Origin of the sequence: Salinarimonas sp., from assembly GCF_046292825.1 — a bacterium.
GTDB lineage: Bacteria > Pseudomonadota > Alphaproteobacteria > Rhizobiales > Beijerinckiaceae > Salinarimonas.
The window spans coordinates 1-17,586 of sequence record NZ_JBKBQG010000012.1; the positions used below are offsets into that span (position 1 = coordinate 1).

General features: G+C 71.7%; 17 protein-coding genes. 6 read left to right on the forward strand and 11 right to left on the reverse strand.

All coding sequences use genetic code 11. The annotated features are described in order from the left end of the window. Positions 1-346: 346 nt before the first annotated feature. Positions 347-1,273 carry a sugar kinase gene (locus ACK4UM_RS08145; protein WP_409797633.1) on the forward strand — a complete coding sequence of 309 codons (927 nt, stop codon included), beginning with the start codon at positions 347-349 and terminating at the stop codon, positions 1,271-1,273. A 92-nt stretch (positions 1,274-1,365) separates the two neighbouring features. After that, positions 1,366-2,121: a hypothetical protein gene (locus ACK4UM_RS08150; RefSeq protein ID WP_409797635.1), complete on the forward strand. Its 756-nt coding sequence runs from the start codon at positions 1,366-1,368 to the stop codon at positions 2,119-2,121. Between the two features lie 4 nt (positions 2,122-2,125). On the opposite strand, the gene ACK4UM_RS08155 is transcribed toward ACK4UM_RS08150, so the two are convergent. The 4 genes from ACK4UM_RS08155 to ACK4UM_RS08170 all read right to left on the reverse strand — a co-directional run bounded on the left by ACK4UM_RS08155 (position 2,126) and on the right by ACK4UM_RS08170 (position 5,189). Beyond that, on the reverse strand, positions 2,126-2,929 hold the full coding sequence (locus tag ACK4UM_RS08155; protein WP_409797636.1) for an ATP12 family chaperone protein: 804 nt from the start codon (positions 2,927-2,929) through the stop codon (positions 2,126-2,128). A 315-nt stretch (positions 2,930-3,244) separates the two neighbouring features. After that, positions 3,245-3,907 carry an HAD-IA family hydrolase gene (locus ACK4UM_RS08160; protein WP_409797638.1) on the reverse strand — a complete coding sequence of 221 codons (663 nt, stop codon included), beginning with the start codon at positions 3,905-3,907 and terminating at the stop codon, positions 3,245-3,247. A 39-nt stretch (positions 3,908-3,946) separates the two neighbouring features. After that, the gene (locus ACK4UM_RS08165) at positions 3,947-4,549 is read right to left on the reverse strand and encodes a glutathione S-transferase family protein (protein WP_409797640.1); all 603 of its coding nucleotides are present in this window, start codon (positions 4,547-4,549) and stop codon (positions 3,947-3,949) included. 103 nt (positions 4,550-4,652) lie between these two features. Further along, complete coding sequence (locus ACK4UM_RS08170) at positions 4,653-5,189, reverse strand: hypothetical protein (protein ID WP_409797642.1); 537 nt, start codon at positions 5,187-5,189, stop codon at positions 4,653-4,655. Between the two features lie 140 nt (positions 5,190-5,329). Between ACK4UM_RS08170 and ACK4UM_RS08175 the strand changes: the two genes are divergently transcribed. After that, a complete protein-coding gene (locus ACK4UM_RS08175; protein ID WP_409797644.1) occupies positions 5,330-6,055 on the forward strand; it encodes an SOS response-associated peptidase in 726 nt (241 codons plus the stop codon). A gap of 9 nt (positions 6,056-6,064) precedes the next feature. On the opposite strand, the gene ACK4UM_RS08180 is transcribed toward ACK4UM_RS08175, so the two are convergent. Beyond that, the gene (locus tag ACK4UM_RS08180; protein ID WP_409797646.1) at positions 6,065-7,168 is read right to left on the reverse strand and encodes an AbrB family transcriptional regulator; all 1,104 of its coding nucleotides are present in this window, start codon (positions 7,166-7,168) and stop codon (positions 6,065-6,067) included. A gap of 197 nt (positions 7,169-7,365) precedes the next feature. Between ACK4UM_RS08180 and ACK4UM_RS08185 the strand changes: the two genes are divergently transcribed. Continuing rightward, on the forward strand, positions 7,366-8,592 hold the full coding sequence (locus ACK4UM_RS08185) for a TadE/TadG family type IV pilus assembly protein (protein WP_409797648.1): 1,227 nt from the start codon (positions 7,366-7,368) through the stop codon (positions 8,590-8,592). 105 nt (positions 8,593-8,697) lie between these two features. Here ACK4UM_RS08185 and argC read toward each other — a convergent pair whose 3' ends face one another. Then, a complete protein-coding gene (gene argC / locus ACK4UM_RS08190; RefSeq protein WP_409797650.1) occupies positions 8,698-9,618 on the reverse strand; it encodes an N-acetyl-gamma-glutamyl-phosphate reductase in 921 nt (306 codons plus the stop codon). Positions 9,619-9,886: 268 nt separating this feature from the next. On the opposite strand from argC, the gene ACK4UM_RS08195 reads away from it, so the two are divergent. Further along, entirely contained in the window at positions 9,887-10,396 is a 510-nt protein-coding gene (locus tag ACK4UM_RS08195) for a hypothetical protein (RefSeq protein WP_409797794.1), read from the forward strand. Positions 10,397-10,433: 37 nt separating this feature from the next. On the opposite strand, the gene ACK4UM_RS08200 is transcribed toward ACK4UM_RS08195, so the two are convergent. Beyond that, a complete protein-coding gene (locus tag ACK4UM_RS08200) occupies positions 10,434-11,567 on the reverse strand; it encodes an iron-containing alcohol dehydrogenase (protein WP_409797652.1) in 1,134 nt (377 codons plus the stop codon). Positions 11,568-11,658: 91 nt separating this feature from the next. Further along, positions 11,659-12,576, reverse strand: a complete 918-nt coding sequence (locus tag ACK4UM_RS08205; RefSeq protein ID WP_409797654.1) for a DMT family transporter — start codon at positions 12,574-12,576, stop codon at positions 11,659-11,661. A gap of 226 nt (positions 12,577-12,802) precedes the next feature. Here ACK4UM_RS08205 and ACK4UM_RS08210 point away from each other — a divergent pair, with 226 nt between their 5' ends. Then, complete coding sequence (locus ACK4UM_RS08210) at positions 12,803-13,831, forward strand: glycosyltransferase family 4 protein (protein ID WP_409797656.1); 1,029 nt, start codon at positions 12,803-12,805, stop codon at positions 13,829-13,831. Between the two features lie 85 nt (positions 13,832-13,916). On the opposite strand, the gene ACK4UM_RS08215 is transcribed toward ACK4UM_RS08210, so the two are convergent. The 3 genes from ACK4UM_RS08215 to groL all read right to left on the reverse strand — a co-directional run bounded on the left by ACK4UM_RS08215 (position 13,917) and on the right by groL (position 17,577). Next, on the reverse strand, positions 13,917-14,468 hold the full coding sequence (locus ACK4UM_RS08215; protein WP_409797658.1) for a hypothetical protein: 552 nt from the start codon (positions 14,466-14,468) through the stop codon (positions 13,917-13,919). A gap of 120 nt (positions 14,469-14,588) precedes the next feature. Then, entirely contained in the window at positions 14,589-15,770 is a 1,182-nt protein-coding gene (locus ACK4UM_RS08220) for a YbfB/YjiJ family MFS transporter (RefSeq protein WP_409797660.1), read from the reverse strand. A gap of 181 nt (positions 15,771-15,951) precedes the next feature. Next, a complete protein-coding gene (gene groL / locus ACK4UM_RS08225) occupies positions 15,952-17,577 on the reverse strand; it encodes a chaperonin GroEL (protein WP_409797662.1) in 1,626 nt (541 codons plus the stop codon). Positions 17,578-17,586 lie beyond the last annotated feature (9 nt).

The following is a 17,586-nucleotide window of genomic DNA, read 5'->3' on the forward strand; positions in this document are numbered from 1 at the left end:
GGGGAGGGTTGGGGGCGGCGACATCCCTCCCCGGTGGGGAGGGTGGCCCCTGAGCGAAGCGAAAGGGGTCGGGTGGGGCCCGGGTGGTGAGCAACCTCCGCGCCACGGGCCCCACCCGGCCTTCCTCGGCTCCGCCTCGAAAGTCCACCCTCCCCTTCGGGGAGGGATGGGGGCGGCTCCATCCCTCCCCGGAGGGGTGGGTGGCCCCTGAGCGAAGCGAAAGGGGTCGGGTGGGGCCCGGGTGGTGAGAAATCCGCAAACCTCGGGCCCCACCCGGCCTTTCTCGGCTCCGCCTCGAAAGTCCACCCTCTCCTACGGGGAGGGATGAAGAACGGGAGACAACGCCTTGACCGAGAAGACCATCGACATCCTATCCTTCGGCGAGCCCCTGATGGAGCTCGCGGAGGTGGAGCGGGAGGGGGAGACGCTCTACCAGCCGGGGCACGGCGGGGATTGCTCGAACGTCGCCATCGCCGCCGCCCGGCACGGCGCGCGCGCGGCGATGCTGACCGCCGTCGGCGACGACGCGTTCGGGCGCTCCTTCATCGATCTGTGGGAGCGCGAAGGCGTCGACCGCTCGCGGGTGACGGTGCGCACCGGCGCGCGCACCGGCGTCTACATGATCTCCTACGGACCCGACGGTCACGATTTCAGCTATTATCGGGCGGGCTCGGCGGCGAGCCTCGTGACGAGCGCGGAGCTGCCCTACGACGCCATCGCGAGCGCGCGCGTGCTGCACGCCTCCGGCATCAGCCAGGCGATTTCGGAGAGCTGCGCGGACGCCGTCTTCGCCGCGATGCGCCATGCCCGCGAGACGGGAGGCCTCGTCTCCTACGACACGAATCTGCGCCTGCGCCTGTGGCCGCTCGATCGGGCGCGCGCGATCGTCAACGCGGCCGCCGCGATGGCCGACATCGTGCTCCCCGGCCACGACGACGCGCGCCAGCTCACGGGGCGGGACGATCCGGACGCGATCTGCGACTTCTATCTCGCGGGCGGCGCGCGCGTGGTCGCGCTCACCCTCGGCCGCGACGGCGCCCTCGTCGCCACCCCGCAGGAGCGCCGCACGATCCCCGCGCGCGTGGTCGAGGCGGTCGACGCGACGGGCGCGGGCGACGCCTTCGACGGCGCCTTCCTCGCGGAGTATCTGCGCCACGGCGACCCCTTCCGGGCCGGCGCCTATGCCAATGTCGCGGCCTCGATCTCGGTGACGGGTCGCGGCGCCGTCGCCCCCCTCCCCCGCCGCGGTGCCGTCGAGGCGATCCTCGGCTGACCGAGGTCCCCGGCGGCGCGCTCGCGGACGGCAAACCGAAATTTCACTCCGATCCGGCACTCTGCCGCGAGATCATCGCCACGCGAGACCTCATGAACACCCTCTTCAGCCTCACCGCCCTGCCGCTCGCCGGGGTCGCGATCGCCTTCGGCGCGGCCTGCTTCCTGCTCGGCCTCGTCTCGCTCGCGCTGTTCCACCGGGCGATCGACGAGGGGCTGATGAAGGTGCCGGTGACGACCTTCCTCTCGGCGGTCACGGTCGTGTGGGCGCTCCTCCTCGGCTTCGTCGGCGCCGATACCTGGAACGCGAACGCCGACGCGGCGCGGCTCCTCAAGGAGGAGCGCTCGGCGATCCTGCGGCTCGAGGGCATCGCGCAACCAGACCTCCTCGACCGCCCCGACCTCCACGCCGCCGTCGAGGCCTATCGCCGGGCGGTGGTGGCGGGCGAATGGGGCGAGGGCCGCAATCGCCGCCCCGACCCGGAGGCCGAGCGGGCGGTGGAGCTGATCCGGGGCGCGATCGTCGCCGCGGTGCGCGCGGGCGTGCCGGAGGTGCTCGCGGCGAAGACGATCTCGGATTTCGACGAGCTCCAGGACGCGCGCAACCATCGCCTGGGCCTCGGCAACACGACGCTGAGCACCTACAAGTGGCACCTCCTCCTCGTGATGACGGTGCTTTCACACATCGCGATCGCCATCGTCCACGCCGACCGCCCCTCCGCGGGACGCCCGGCGCTGGCCTTGTTCGCGGTCGCGGCCGTGATGAGCCTCTATCTCCTCGCCCTCCACGCCCACCCCTACGACGGCTCCGCCCGATTGGAGCCGGATCGGCTGGTGGCGTCGCGGTGAGCGCCTATCCCCCGCTCACCTGCCGATACAGCCGGGCGGCGGTGCGGAAGTCGGCGGCGCGGGCGTCGCGGCGGGCGCGGGCGAGGGCGTCCTCGCCCCAGATCCGCTCCTGGTGGAGCTCGTCGACATGGGCGGCCTCCCAGGCGGCGTCCGCGTCGAGAACGCCCTCGGCGAGGGCGAGCGCGATCAGGGCGGAGCCGGAGAGCGTGGTCGCGACGTGCAGCGCCGCGAGCGCCGCCGGTTCGCGCTCGCGCGAGACCCGCGCGGCGACGGCCTCGAGCGCGGCGGGCGGCTGATCGACGAACATCACGCCCTGCGCGAGCACGAAGCGGGCGCCGAGGCGCTCGCGGGCGAAGTCGAGAACCGGGTCCCAGGCCGCGGCCTGCGCCTCGACGAGACGCTCGGGCTCGCCCGCCCGGTAGCAGACGAGGTCCGAGCCCGCATAGCGCACGATCTCGGCGGCGACCTCGTCCATCTTGTCCGCGACGCCGTCGATGGCGGAGTTGAGGAGCCGGGTGAGCGGCATGCGTGCCGGGTCGACCACGCTCTCCTGCGCCTCCCATTCGGCCGCGAGATCGGCGCCGGCGGCGGCGTTCGGCGCGACGAGCGGGCGCTTGGCCGGGGTGCGGGCGGCGCGGCCGTCGAGGAGGAGCGCGAAGCCGCCCCCTGCCGCCGGCGCGCTCGTCGCGCGCGCGTAGAAGCGCTTGGGCAATTGCGGAGCCGAGGTGGCGCGCGCGGCCTCCCGCGGATCGCGCCTCGCCTCGTCGGGCCGCGGCGCGAGATCGCGCCAGAAATCGTCGTCGGTCATGTCGTCTCGCTCGCCTCCGGCGCCAGGCCCTCAGATAGGGATGATCGGTGCGAGGTCGAGAGCGCCATGCGCCGCCACTCACCTTCCCCTCCGAAAAGGTGCAAACCTCACGGGCCGCTGTCATCCCGGGCCGCGAAGCGGACCCGGGACCCATAACCTCGACGATCGCCCGAGCGCGCATGCCGCGCTCGTTCCTCACCCTCGCGGCGGCGAGCGTCGGAGAAACGCAGCCTGCAGGCTGCGACTGAAGCCTCGTGGGTCTGGGTCCCGGATCGCCTTCGGCGTCCGGGATGACACCCTCGGCGCCGACCCCGCTCACGCGGCGGCGAAGCGCGCGTCGATCACGGGGACGATGTCGGGGAAGCGGTCGACCACCACCTGCGCGCCGCGGTCGCGCAGCGCGCCGACGCCGTGGAAGCCGTAGGAGACGCCGATCGCGTAGATGCCCGCCGCGCGCGACATCTCCATGTCGAACGTGGTGTCGCCGACCATCGCGGCGCGCTCGGGCGGGATGCCGGTCTCGGCGAGCGCGTTGTGGATCATGCCCGGATGCGGCTTCGAGGGCGCGTCGTCGGCGGTCTGGATCGTCGAGAACAGGAGGTGCCAGCCGTGGCGCTCGACGAGATGGGCGACGCCGCGTCGGCTCTTGCCCGTGGCGATGCCGAGCACGAGGTCGTCGCGTCGCGCGAGCGCCTCCAGCGTCTCCTTCACGCCGGGATAGAGCGGCTCTTCGAAGGCGGGGTCCGCGCGCAGGTGGAAGAACACCTCGCGATAGGTGTCGACCATCTCGCGATAGGGCCCCGCCTCCCCCACCAGCACGCGGAACGCCTCGGGCAGCGAGAGGCCGACGATCGACAAGGAGCGCTCGCGCGTCGGGGGGACGAGCCCGTGACGGCGGAAGGTGCGGACCTGAGCCTCGACGATGATCGCCTGGCTGTCGACGAGGGTGCCGTCGACGTCGAGGACGAGGAGATGCATGGGACTGGTTCCGGCCTGTTGCCGCGATCCCCGCGCTGTTCAGGCGGCGACGCGGGTCTTCTCGAAGGCGGGCACGGCCGCGGCGAAGCGCTCCAGGAAGGCGACGAGGCGCGGGTGGCTCTCCCGCCAGGTCCCCGAAAAGCGCAGATCGAGATAGCCGAGCGCGCAGGCGAGCGCGATGGTGCCGGCGTCGATCCTGTCGCCGAGGCCGTCCGCCTGATCCTCGAGCACCCGGAGCACGCGGTCGACCTTGGCGGATTGATAGCCGAGCCAATTCGCGTCGCGCTTGTCCTCGCTCCGGAAGCGGCCCTCGTAGACCTGCAGGAGCGCGGCGTCCATCAGCCCGTCGCAGAGCGCCTCGAGGCACAGAATTTCGAACCGCTCGGGGCCCGCGGGCACGAGCCGGCCCCCGCCCGCCAGATGATCGAGATAGGCGACGATCACGGGCGAATCGAACAGGGCCTTCCCCTCGTCCGTGATCAGGACGGGGATCTTGCCGAGCGGGTTCTGCGTGCGCAGCGTGTCGGAGGGATCGTTCGTATCGGCGGCGACGATTTCGATGCGATCGGCCAGTCCGAGCACCGCGGCTGCGATCTTGACCTTGCGTCCGAACGGCGAGGCCGGCGACGTGCGCAGAATCATGGGGGCGTTCCTCCGGTGATTTACCCGGTGTTCTTCCACGCCTGCACCGCCGCTGGCAAGGCCGGCCGGGTCGCGACCGGGCTGCGCCTCTTCAAACGCTGCGTCAGGCGGCGGAATGCTCGACCACGCCGCGGGCGATCAGGCGGTCGATGACGCCTTGCGCCTCCTCGACATGGCTGTCGTCGGGCAGGACGCGACCGTTCGAATTGAGAAAGGCGCCGGCGCGCTCGATCAGGCGGCGCAGAGCCGGCGCCGTGACCTCCGCGACGAGGGCGGCGTCGTCGGCGGCGCAGGGCGGGCGCAGCGCGCGGATGGCGGTCGTCGCGAGGCGGTCCATCGCCCGGACGAGCGCCTCGAAGGCGGCGCGGCGCTCCGGATCGAGCGCGTCCCAAGCGGCGCGGGCCTGCGGGGCGCGGCGCAGATGGGAGGCGTCGAAATAATCCGGATAGGGGATCGCCCGCCACGCGCCGAGATCCTCGACGACCTCCGGATCGAGGGGCGCGAGCTCGATCAGCATCAGGACTTCGCTGTAGAGGTTGAGATAGTCGTTCGACAGCCCGTCCTGCGCCGGCGCGTCGTCGCGCGCCGCCGGGGGCGGCGTCGGCGCGGCGTCTGGCAGGGTGTCGAGCGGCCGGTGCATGGGTGTTCGGAATCGACTCGCGTTGCGTGAGCGGGCATGGTGCGCTGCGATCCGCCAAGAAAGCGTTGACGCCGCCCCGACGGCACCGTCCCGCCATCCGACGCGCCGCCCCGCGCCGAAGACGAAGAGAGGATCCGACGATGTGCGGCCGTTTCGCCATCACGCTCGCCCCGGAGGTCTTCCGCGAGCATTACGGCTATCCCGAGCAGCCGAACTTCCCGCCCCGCTACAACGTCGCGCCCACCCAGCCCGTGCCGATCGTCCTTGCGGAGAACGGCGCGCCCCGGTTCAGGCTCGTGCGCTGGGGCTTCCTGCCGGGCTGGGTGAAGGACCCCAAGGACTTCCCCCTCGTCATTAACGCGCGCGCCGAAACGCTCCTCGAGAAGCCGACCTTCAAGGCCGCGATCCGCCGCCGACGCTGCGTCTTCGTCGCGGACGCCTTCTACGAGTGGCGGCGCGAGGGCAATGCGAAGGCGCCGTTCGCGATCCGGATGGCGGATGGCGGGCCGATGCCGCTCGCGGGGCTGTGGGAGACCTACAGCGACCCGGACGGCGGGGAGATCGACACCGCCGCGATCGTCACGACCTCGGCCAACGGCACGCTCGCCGCGATCCACCACCGCATGCCGGTGATCCTCCCGCGCGAGGAGATCGGCGCCTGGCTCGATTGCGCGGGCGTCGACGAGAGGGCGGCGGTCGCGATGGCGCGGCCCTGCGCGGACGAGCGCATCGTGCTCTATCCCGTCTCCCCGCGCGTCAACCGCGTCGCGAACGACGGCCCGGAGAACCTCGCTCCCCTCGCGCAAGCGCCGCGCCCGGCAGCGCCCCCGCGCCCGGCCGGCGGCGAGCAGGGCAGCCTGTTCTGAACGGGCGGCTCACTCCTTCTCGCGCTCGAATCGGCGCAGGAGCGCGAAGACCGGCCCGGCGCCCGCCATCACGAAGACGATTCGGATGATGTGGTGGGCGGCGACGAAGGCGACCTCGGTCTGGACCGCGATCGCGACGAGGCTCATCTCGGCGAGCCCGCCCGGCGAATAGGCGAGGATCAGCGGGATCGTGCCGAGCCCCATCAGGGCGCCGATCGCGGTCGCGAAGGCGAGGGTGAGCGCGAGCAGGATGATCGTCGAGCCGACCGAGAGCCACAGGATGCGCAGGATCTCGCGCGGGGCCGTGCCGAGGAAGCGCGCGCCGATCGTCACGCCGAGCACGACCTGCGCCGCCGACACGATCTCGACGGGCGGCACGAAATCCGTGATGCCGCCGACATGCACCGCCGCGCTCACCAGCATCGGCCCGAGCAGCGTCTTCGCCGGCAGCTTGAGGAGATGTCCGAGGAAGGCACCCGAGAGGCCGCAGACGAGGATCCAGATCTCCGCCGAGAGCGGCACGTCCATGATCGAGGGCCCGCCCGCGCCGCGCGCGTCGAGGCTCACCCCCTCGACCCATTGCACCAGGAAGGGCAGCGTCATCACGACGAGCAGGATGCGGGCGGAATGGACGAGGGCGATCGTGCGCGCGTCCCCTCCCCGCTCCGCGCCCACGATCACCATCTCGACGAGGCCGCCGGGCATGCCGGCGAAGTAGGCCGTCGTGCGATCGAAGCCGCCGACCTTGCGGAAATAGACGACGCAGGCGAGCCCGCAGACCACGACGAACAGAGCGAGCCCGAGGACGGAGATCGTCCAGGTCGCGACCTGCGCGAGGAGATCGGGCGAGAAGGCCGCGCCGAGCATCACCCCGATCACCGCGCTCATCGGCGGGCGCACGACGGAGGGGGCGGATATCGGCGCGCGCAGGAGGGCCGCGAGCGTGCAGGCGGTCATCGGCCCGAGCATCCAGGGCAGAGGCAGGCCGGCCTGGTAGAAGAGGACGCCGCCGGCCGTGCCGAGGATCAGCGCGGCGAGGAAGCGCGCATAGGGGAAACGCGTCGGGGCGAGCGCGGCGAGCCCGGAGCGCAGCTCTGCGATGAAGCTTCCCATTCCCGCCGCCGCCACCTCCGCCAATTCGCTCCCTCCCCTCCATAGCCCGGCTCGGGTCCGCGCACATCGGCCATTTCCGCAGGGTGGATGCGCGCCCACGCTCGCCGCGCGATCGCGTAAAATTCTCGTCGATTGAGCGACGAATTGTTCGCGGGGGGCGTGCGAGAAGCCACGGTAGCAATTTCGGGAGACTTCCCATGCGCACGATCCGCGCCTGGATGAGAGAACGTCGCCGCCGCTTCGGGGCGGACCTGCGCGGCGGCGTCGCCGTCGCCTTCGCGCTCGCAGCCATTCCGGTGATCGGCGTCGTCGGGCTCGGCGTCGACTACACGCGCGCCACGAACGCGCGCACGGCCCTCCAGGCCAATCTCGACATGGCGGTGCTCGCCGGGCTGCGGGCCGAGGGCGATCACGAGGCGGCGGCGCAACGCGCCTTCGACGCGGCCCAGCGCGGCCCCGTCGACAGCCGCGCGTTCACGCTCGGCACGGACGGCGCGCTGCACGGCCGCGCGAGCCTGCGCGTCGACACGACGATGGCGGGCCTCCTCGGCTTCGACGAGATCCGCGTCGGCGCCGAGGCGGAGGCGTTCCGGGCGGCGAGCACGCGCGTGTGCCTCCTCCTGCTCGACCAAACCGCCTCGCAGACCCTCCTCGTCAACGGCAATACGAGCGTGCGCGCGCCGGCCTGCGAGGTGCACGTGCGCACGAGAGCCTCGACCGCGGCGATCTTCAACGGCGGCAGCGTCTTCGACGTTGCCCGCGTGTGCCTCGCCGGGCCGGGCTACATCGCCAACGGCAGGCCGCAGATCGGTCCGGTGGAGACGCGCTGCAACGCCGCGCAAGACACGATCGCCGGCACGCTCCCGGCGCCCGATCCCAAGCCCTGCACGCACCGGAACGCGATCTTCAACGGCGGCGGCAGCGGGCCCACCCGGCTCCAGCCCGGCGTCTATTGCGGGAATACGACCTTCAACGGCAATCACGACATCGTGCTCGAAGCCGGCCTCTACGAGATCCGCGACGGCTCGTTCATCGTCAACGGCAATTCGAGCCTCACGGGCACGGGCGTGACCTTCCACCTCGCCAACGAGCGCGCGCTCCTCCAGCTCAACGGACAGGCGCGGACGCGGCTCTCGGCCCCGACGAGCGGCAATCTCACGGGCGTCTTGATCTACGAGCCGACGGGCATCGCCCAGCGTTCGCCGATCACCATCAACGGCGGCACGGGCCAGAAGCTCGAAGGGCTCCTCTACCTGCCGAGCCGCAACGTCACCTTCAACGGCGCGACGAGCATCGACAGCGACAGCGTGACGATGATCTTCAATTCGCTGATCATGAACGGCACCTCGTCCTGGCGCTTCGGCCCCTCCGCCCACGCCCTGCGCGGCGGCGGCAGCGGCGGCGAGCTCGTCCTGCGGCGGTGAGGGCGGGGTTCTTTGTACGTGTAAGTGTTTCCGTTTTCCCCAACGCCGTCATTCCGGGCTCGCGTTCGCGCCCCGGAATGACGGGTGAGGGAGGGATCCGCCCTCTCAATCGAGGCCGAGCATCAGGGTGATGTTCTGCACCGCGGCTCCCGAGGCGCCCTTGCCGAGATTGTCGAGGCGGGCGACGAGGAGCGCGTGGCGCATCGGCTCGTTGGCGAAGACGCGCAGCTCGAGGATGTCCGTCCCGTTGAGCGCCTGCGGCTCCAGCCGGCTCTCTCCTTGCGTCGGCACGACCCGCACGAGCCCGCCCTCGCCGTAATGATCCGCGAGCGCGGCCTCGAGATCGGCAGCCTTCGGGCGCCCCGGCAGGGCGTCGAGATGGAGCGGCAGGCTGACGAGCATGCCCTGGCGGAAATTGCCCACGGAGGGCACGAAGATCGGCCGGCGAACCAATTTGCCGTGCAGCGCGATCTCCGGCACGTGCTTGTGCTCGAGGGTGAGGCCGTAGAGCTCGAAGGCGGGCGCCTCGCCGGCCTCGTAGGCCTCGATCATCTGCCGCCCCCCGCCCGAATAGCCGGAGACCGCGTTGACGGTCACGGGGAAATCGGCCGGGATCAGCCCCGCCTCGACGAGCGGACGCAGGAGCGCGATCGCGCCCGTCGGGTAGCAGCCGGGATTGGACACGCGCCGCGCCTGCGCGATCGCCTGCGCCTGACCCGGCGCCATTTCCGCGAAGCCGTAGACCCAATCGGGATCGACGCGATAGGCCGTCGAGGCGTCGAGGATGCGCGGGGCGCGCGCCCCGAGCTCGGCGGCGAGCGCGACGGATTCCTTCGCGGCCGCGTCCGGCAGGCAGAGCACGACGAGATCGACGGACGCCATCATGTCGCGCCGCGCGGCCGGGTCCTTGCGCAGAGCCGGGTCGATCGAGCGGATCTCGAGGCCCGCGATCGGGGCGAGCTTCTCGCGGATCTCGAGGCCGGTCGTGCCGGCTTCGCCGTCGATGAAGAGCGTGGGCTTCGACATGGGCTCTGCTCCGGTGGGGGATGGGCTTGCGATGGTCGACAAAGAAAAAGCCGCGCAGGGGGCGCGGCTCTCGGTCACAACGGCGTTGTCCGATGGACGCGCGCGTCAACCTCGCCGCAGGGCGATGGCGGGCGAACGTCGGATGCGGGCGGGCGCGTGGCTCATGGCGCTCCTATGCGCCCCAGCGTCGCGCCTGTCAACCGCCTCGGAACCCGCATGCGCCGCTCCGGTTCGCTCCCCACGCGAACAGGCGAGACAGGAGGCCTTGATGGGCGCGACGGCGAAGAAGACGGATCCGAAGCTCTGGGACCGGGTCAAGACGAAGGTCACCCGTGGCGACAAGGGCGGGCGCCCCGGCCAATGGTCGGCCCGCAAGGCGCAGCTCGCCACGCAGGAATACAAGAAGAAGGGCGGCGGCTACGCGGGCGAGAAGAGCGACGACAACCATCTGCAGCAATGGCAGGACGAGGATTGGGGCACGAAATCCGGCAAGAAGAGCGGCGAGACGGGCGAGCGCTACCTGCCGAAGAAGGCTCGCGATGACCTCTCGAAGGAGGAGTACGCCCGCACCACCGCCAAGAAGCGCGCCGACACGAAGAAGGGCAAGCAGCACTCGAAACAGCCCGCCGCGATCGCCGAGAAGACCGCCAAGCACCGCGACGGCGGCTCCTCCGGCTCGGGCAAGACCAAGGCCGCGCTCTACGAGGAAGCGAAGAGGCGCGACATCGCAGGGCGATCGAAGATGTCGAAGGCGCAGCTGGAGAAGGCGTTGCGCTGATCGGGGCGCGCCCCCCGGTCGAGGGAGGCACTCCCCCTCAATACGCCGCCTCAAGGAGCCGTCGATAATCCCCCGCGCTCGCCGGCCGCGGATTCGTCGCCCCCGAATGGTCCTGCGTCGCGGCGTGCGCCATCGCATCGAGCCGGTCGCGGGGCAGCCCCATCTCGGACAAGCCGCGGGGCAGGCCGAGCCGGCGGGCGAGGTCGGCGAAGAAGGCGGGAAGGTCGGCGCCGGGCGCGAGGCCGAGGCGGGCGCGGATCGTGTCGTATTTGCCGCCGACATGACCCGCATTGAAGGCGAGCACGTGGGGCAGGAGCACGGCGTTCAGGGTGCCGTGGTGGAGCGACACGTCGGCGAGGCCGCCGAGCGGATGCGAGAGCGCGTGCACGGCGCCGAGCCCCTTCTGGAAGGTGAGCCCGCCCTCGAGCGCCGCCATCAGCATTTCCGCGCGCGCGGCGGCGTCCGAGCCGTCGGCGACGGCGCGTTCGAGATGGGCCACCGCACGCGCGAGCCCGTCGAGCGCGATCGCCTCGGCGACCGGGTTGAAGCGCGGGCTCAAGTAAGTCTCGACGCAATGGGTGATCGCGTCCATCCCGGTCGCCGCGGTGAGCATCGGCGGCAGGCCCAGCGTCAGATCGGGGTCGCAGATCGCACGTTTGGGAATGAGATGGGGCGAGATGAAGCCGAGCTTGCGGCCGTCGGCGAGCGTGACGAGCGCGGCGCGGCCGACCTCCGAACCCGTCCCCGCCGTCGTCGGCACCGCGATCACGGGCGCGACCGCCGATGTGATCCGCGCGACCCCGCCGAGGATCGCGGCGTAGTCGGAAAGCTCCCCCGCATGCGTCGCCATCAGCGCGACGCCCTTCGCGAGATCGATGGGAGAGCCGCCGCCGATGGCGATCACGCCGTCGCATCCCTCGTCCCGATAGAGCGCGAGCGCGGCCGCGAGGGCTTGCTCGGTCGGGTTCGTCGGCGTTCCCTCGAAGCGCGGCAGGCCATGCCCGGCCGCGCCGAGCGGGGCGAGCGCGCGCGCGACGAGCCCGGCCCGCACCACGCCTGCATCCGTGACCACGAGCGGGCGGCGCAGCCCGAGCTCGGTGAGGTCGGCGGGCAGCTCGGCGACGGCGCCCGATGCGAAACGAATCGTGGTGAGGTAGGTGATCAGGGCCATGATACGCCTCCCGCGCGGGCCTCTTGCTTGCCGCGGAAGGCTCGCAGAGCGCGGCGGCGCAGGCAAGAGCCGGAGGGGCCCGTCGTTGCGCTCACCCGAAGCGCTTGGACGACATCTCCGCTTCCTTCTTGCGCGCGATCCCGAGCCGGCGCTCGCGCCAGATCACCAGGATCCCCGCCGCGGTGACGAGGGACGCCCCCGCGATCACCGCCGGCGCGGGCAATTGCGAGAACAGGAACCAGCCGAGCAGCGTCGCCCAGATCATGGTCGTGTACTCGAAGGGCGCGATCAGCGAGGCGTCGGCGTAGCGATAGCTCTCGGTGAGCAGGATCTGCCCGATGCCGCCGAGAAAGCCGATGCCGATCAGGAGCGCGAGGTCGCGCGGCGTCGGCATCACCCAGCCGAGGAAGACGGAGGCGAGGCCGATCAGGGTGGTCAGCGCGGTGAAGTAGAAGACGATCGCCCCCGTGCGCTCGGTCGCGGTGAGCCGGCGCACCTCGATCGTCGCGATCGCCGTGCACATCGCCGCCGCGAGCGCCACGAGGACGCCGAGGCTCGCGCCCTCCCCCACCGCCTCCGCGCCGAGCCGCGGGCTCAGCATGACGACGACGCCGACGAAGCCGATCCCGACCGCGCTCCAGCGATAGGCGCGCACCGTCTCCTTGAGGAAGATCGCCGCCAGCACGACGACGATCAGCGGCGCGGCGTAGCCGATCGCGACCGCCTCCGTCAGCGGCAGCAAGCCGAGCGCGGTGAAGCCGAGGATCATCCCCGTCGCGCCGATGAGCGAGCGCCGCACGTGTCCCTTCAGGTTGCGCGTGCGCACCGCGTTCACGACCCGGTCCGTCAGGGCGAGCCAGAGGAGGAGCGGCACGAGCGCGAAGGCGGAGCGGAAGAAGATCAGCTGGCCCGTCGGATAGGTGTCCGCGCCGAGCTTCACCGACGCCGCCATCAGGGTGAAGGCGAGCGCGGACAGGACCTTGAGCGAGATTCCGAGAAGGGGTTGCAAAGCAGGGGGATCCGACGGCAGGGAAGCCGCATCATGCGCACGCGCGGCCCGCCGCGTGAAGCGCGTCGGGCGCATTGCCGGGTGTGCACCTCGCGCATGCCGGACGCGGGCAGGGCGCGGGCAGGGCGCGCGGATTTGCAGCGATGCGCGAAAATCGTGTACCGCTCGCGCGTGCCTCTCGTCGCGCGCCCGCGCGCCCGCCCGCCCGAAGGAAGCCTCCGAGCCGATGCGTCTCCTGATCGCGACCGATGCCTGGCAGCCGCTCGTCAACGGGGTGGTGCGCTCGATCGAGCACATGATCGAGCACGCGCCCGCCCAGGGCGCCGAGACCGTGCTGATCTCGCCGCAGGACTTCCGCAGCGTGCCGCTGCCCACCTATTCCGAGATCCGGCTCGCGCTCGTTCCCCCGGGCGACACCGCGCGGCGGGTGCGCGCGCTCGCGCCGACGCACATCCACATCGCCACCGAGGGGCCGATCGGCTTCTGCGTGCGGCGCCTGTGCCTCAAGCACGGCTTTCCCTACACGACCAGCTACCACACCCGCTTCCCGGAATACGTCTCGGCGCGGGTGCCGATCCCGGCGGAATGGGTCTACCGGATCGTGCGCCGCTTCCACAATACGGGCTGCGGCGTGATGGTGGCGACCGATTCGCTCGAGGCTGAGCTGCGCGAGCGCGGCTTCGCGCACATCATGCGCTGGGGGCGCGGCGTCGACACGCGGCTCTACCGGCCGCGCGAACGCTCGGTGCTCGACGTCGCCGGCCCGGTCTTCCTCTATGTCGGCCGCGTCGCGGTGGAGAAGAATCTCGAGGCCTTCCTCGCGCTCGACCTGCCCGGCACGAAGGTCGTCGTGGGCGACGGTCCGGCGCGGGAGGAGCTGACCCGCAAATATCCGGCCGTGCGCTTCCTCGGCGTCAAGACCGGCGAGGCGCTGGCCGAAATCTATGCGTCCGCGGACGTGTTCGTGTTCCCGAGCCTCACCGACACGTTCGGCATGGTGCTGCTCGAGGCGCTCGCCTCCGGCCTGCCCATCGCCGCCTATCCGGTGACGGGGCCGCTCGACGTGCTCGGCGATTCCGGCTGCGGCGTGCTCGACGCCGATCTGCGCAAGGCCGCGCTCGGCGCGCTCGAGATCCCGCGCGAGCGCTGCCGCGCCTATGGCGAGCGCTTCTCCTGGGCCGAGAGCGCGCGCGAGTTCTTCGACAACGTCCGCCGCGCCCAGGCCGGGCCGATCGACCTCTCCCGGCTCGGGTGAGCATATCTCGCCCGTCGTTCCGGGCTCGCTATCGCGCCCCGGAACGACGGCGTCGAGGTGCTGACGAGAGACCCTTCGCCGATCGTCACACCACGAGCAGCACCGCGCCCCAGACGCCTCCGACGAGATAATCGGCGGTCCGCGGCGGCGCGCGCTCGCCGATCGCGAGGGCGATCTCGCGCAGGGCCATCGCCAGGAAGGCGGCGGGCACGGCGAGGGCGACGAGGAAGCCGTTGCCGGCGACGAAGCCGACGAGCGAGAAGCCCGGCAGCATGAAGACGAGATGGCGCGCGAAGAGCGACACGCGCTTGTTTCCGGAGCCCGCATCGATGAGCGCCTGTTCGAGCCCGCTCGGCGCGCGGACGGGCTCCTCGCCGCGGCGCGGGCCCGCCTCGAGATGAGGCAGGCTCGGGCGGCGCCAGGCGAGGAAGACGGCGGCGAGGACGAGCGCCGGGGCGAGCGGCTTGAGGGTCAGCGCGAGGAGCGCGAAGCCGGCGATGCCGATGGAGCGCCAGGCGGCGAGCCGGTCCGGATCGCGCGGGAGATCCGCAGGCGTCCCCGGTTCGAGCGCGGGGTCGCTCGCGGCAAGCGCGTTCAGAAGGGCGCAGGCGACGACGATGGCGACGATCTCCAGCATGCCGCCCTCCATGAAGCGGGAACTCGGAACGTCAACGAAACCGAGACGCTTCGGTTCAGGGGATGCTAGCAGAAAGTCTAACAGTCGACACGTGTGAAATGCGCCCGCCGCCCGCCCTCGTCACGCCCCTCGCCGCGCCCGCCCCGCGAGCGCGAGCCCGGCGGCGGCCAGAACGGCGCCTGCGAGGAGCACGCCCGCGCCGACCGCGAACAGCGGCAGGTGGCTCCCGCTCTGCGCGAACAGCGCGCTCAGCGCATAGGCGCCGCCGGCCTGGGCGAGGGCGAAGCCGATCGTCATCGTGCCGAACAGCCGCGCCTGGGCGGGGCCGTGCATCAGCTGCGCGGCGAGCCCGGCGGCGAGGGCGACCATGCCCGGCGTCAGCGCGCCGGTGACGAGGGCGGACGCGGCGAGCGCCACGGGGGCGACCGAGACGAGCGGCAGCGCGACCGCCGCCGCCTTCGTCGCGAGCGCGGCGACGAGGGCGGGCCCGAGCCCGATCCGCGTCGCGAGGAGGCCGCAGGCGGGCGCGCCGATCACCGCGCCGATGCCGAACAACGCCCAGGCGAGCCCCCCCGCCGCCTCGCCGAGCCCGAGCCCGCGCGCCACGAAATCCGACAGGAAGAGCGTGTGCGGCACGAAGCCGATGCCGTCGGTCGCATAGGCGACGACGATCAGGACGAGCGCGAGGGGCGCCTTGGGTCCGGGGGGCGCCGCCTGGGCCGGAAGCGGCGCGCTCGGCCAGTGCCGCCAGGCGAGCGCGGTGAGCACGAGGCCGGCGAGGCCGAGCGCGGCCCAGGCGGCCGACAGGCCGAGCGCGGCGAGGCTCGGCAGGAGCGCGCCCGACACGATGATCCCGAGCCCGACGCCCACGAAGATCGCCCCCGAGACGCGGCCCTTCGCGAGCGCCGGCGTCCGCGCCAGGATGGCGGAGGGTCCGAGCACCATCACGAGTCCCCCCGCTATGCCTGCCGCGAACCGCATGACGCTGAGCCAGGCCGTTCCGAGCGGCAGCGCGCAGGCGGCGAGCGAGAGCGCGGCGGCGAGCATCGCCCCGTTCAGGATCGCGGCGCGGCGCGGATTGGCGGCGAGCGCCTGCGCGGCCAGCGCGCCGAGGAGATAGCCCGCGAGGTTCGACGCGCCCGCGAAGGCGCCGCCCGCCTCGCTCACCCAGCCGCGCTCGACGAGAAGCGGCAGGAGCGGCGTGTAGGCGAAGCGCCCGAGCCCGATGCCGACGAGGACCGCGAGGAGCGCGGGCCAGTAAGGGGGCGCCGCCTCGGCGGCCGCCGGCTCGTCCTTGCGCATCGATCCCTCCCGCGCACCCCGCGCGCGCACCCAATCCCTAGCCAAGGGCGGGGCGACGCGTCCAGGGGCACGGGGCCGAAGCGCGTTTTCGCGCGCGGGAATGCCCCTCCGCTGCACGAAAAAACGCCCCCTCCTCGCGGAGGGGGCGCTCGTCTCGCTAGAAGCGCTTCGAAAACCCGGATCAGAAGTCCATGTCCGGCGCGGCGGGGGCGGCGGGGGCGGCCTTCTTGGGCTTCTCGGCGATCATCGCCTCGGTGGTGATGAGGAGGCCCGCCACGGAGGCGGCGTCCTGCAGCGCGGTGCGGACGACCTTGGCGGGGTCGATCACGCCGAACTTGAACATGTCGCCGTAAGCCGCCGTCTGCGCGTTGAAACCGAACGCGTAGTCCGCGTGCTCCAGCACCTTGCCGACGATCACCGAGCCGTCCTCGCCGGCATTGAGGGCGATCTGGCGGGCGGGCGCCTGGATGGCGCGGCGGACGATGTCGATGCCGGTCTTCTGGTCGTCGTTGGCGGGCGAGAGGCCCTCGAGCACCTTGACCGCGCGCAGGAGCGCCACGCCGCCGCCGGGCAGCACGCCCTCCTCGACCGCGGCCTTGGTCGCGTGCATCGCATCGTCGACGCGGTCCTTCTTCTCCTTGACCTCGACCTCGGTCGCGCCGCCGACGCGGATCACCGCGACGCCGCCCGCGAGCTTGGCGAGCCGCTCCTGGAGCTTCTCGCGGTCGTAATCGGAGGTGGTGTCCTCGATCTGCGCCTTGATCTGCGCGACGCGGGCGTCGATGTCGGCCTTCGCGCCGGCGCCGTCCACGATCGTGGTGTTCTCCTTCTCGATGACGACCTTCTTGGCGCGGCCGAGCATGTCGAGGGTCACCTTGTCGAGCTTGATGCCGAGATCCTCCGAGATCGCGGTGCCGCCGGTGAGGATCGCGATGTCCTGGAGCATGGCCTTGCGGCGATCGCCGAAGCCGGGCGCCTTCACCGCCGCGACCTTGAGGCCGCCGCGCAGCTTGTTGACGACGAGCGTCGCGAGCGCCTCGCCCTCGACGTCCTCCGCCACGATCACGAGGGGACGGCCGGACTGGACGACCGCCTCGAGCACGGGGAGCAGCTCCTGGAGGTTCGAGAGCTTCTTCTCGTGGATGAGGAGATAGGCGTCCTCGAGCTCGACGCGCATCTTCTCGGCATTGGTCACGAAATAGGGCGAGAGATAGCCGCGGTCGAACTGCATGCCCTCGACGACGTCGAGCTCGGTCTCGAGGCTCTTGGCCTCCTCCACCGTGATCACGCCCTCGTTGCCGACCTTCGCCATCGCCTCGGCGAGGAAGCGGCCGATTTCCGCATCGCCGTTGGCGGAGATGGTGCCGACCTGGGCGATCTCGTCGTTGGACGAGATCTTGCGGGCGTTCTTCTTGAGATCCGCCACGATGGCCTCGACCGCCATGTCGACGCCGCGCTTGAGGTCCATCGGGTTCATGCCCGCGGCCACCGCCTTGGCGCCTTCCTTCACGATCGCCTGGGCGAGAACGGTCGCGGTCGTGGTGCCGTCGCCGGCGAGGTCGTTCGTCTTCGACGCCACCTCGCGCACCATCTGCGCGCCCATGTTCTCGAACTTGTCGGAAAGCTCGATTTCCTTCGCGACGGTGACGCCGTCCTTGGTGATGCGGGGCGCGCCGAACGACTTCTCGATCACGACGTTGCGGCCCTTCGGCCCGAGCGTGACCTTCACCGCGTCGGCGAGGATGTCGACGCCGCGCAGCATCTTCTCGCGCGCGTCGGCCGAGAACTTGACTTCCTTGGCAGCCATTTCTGTCAC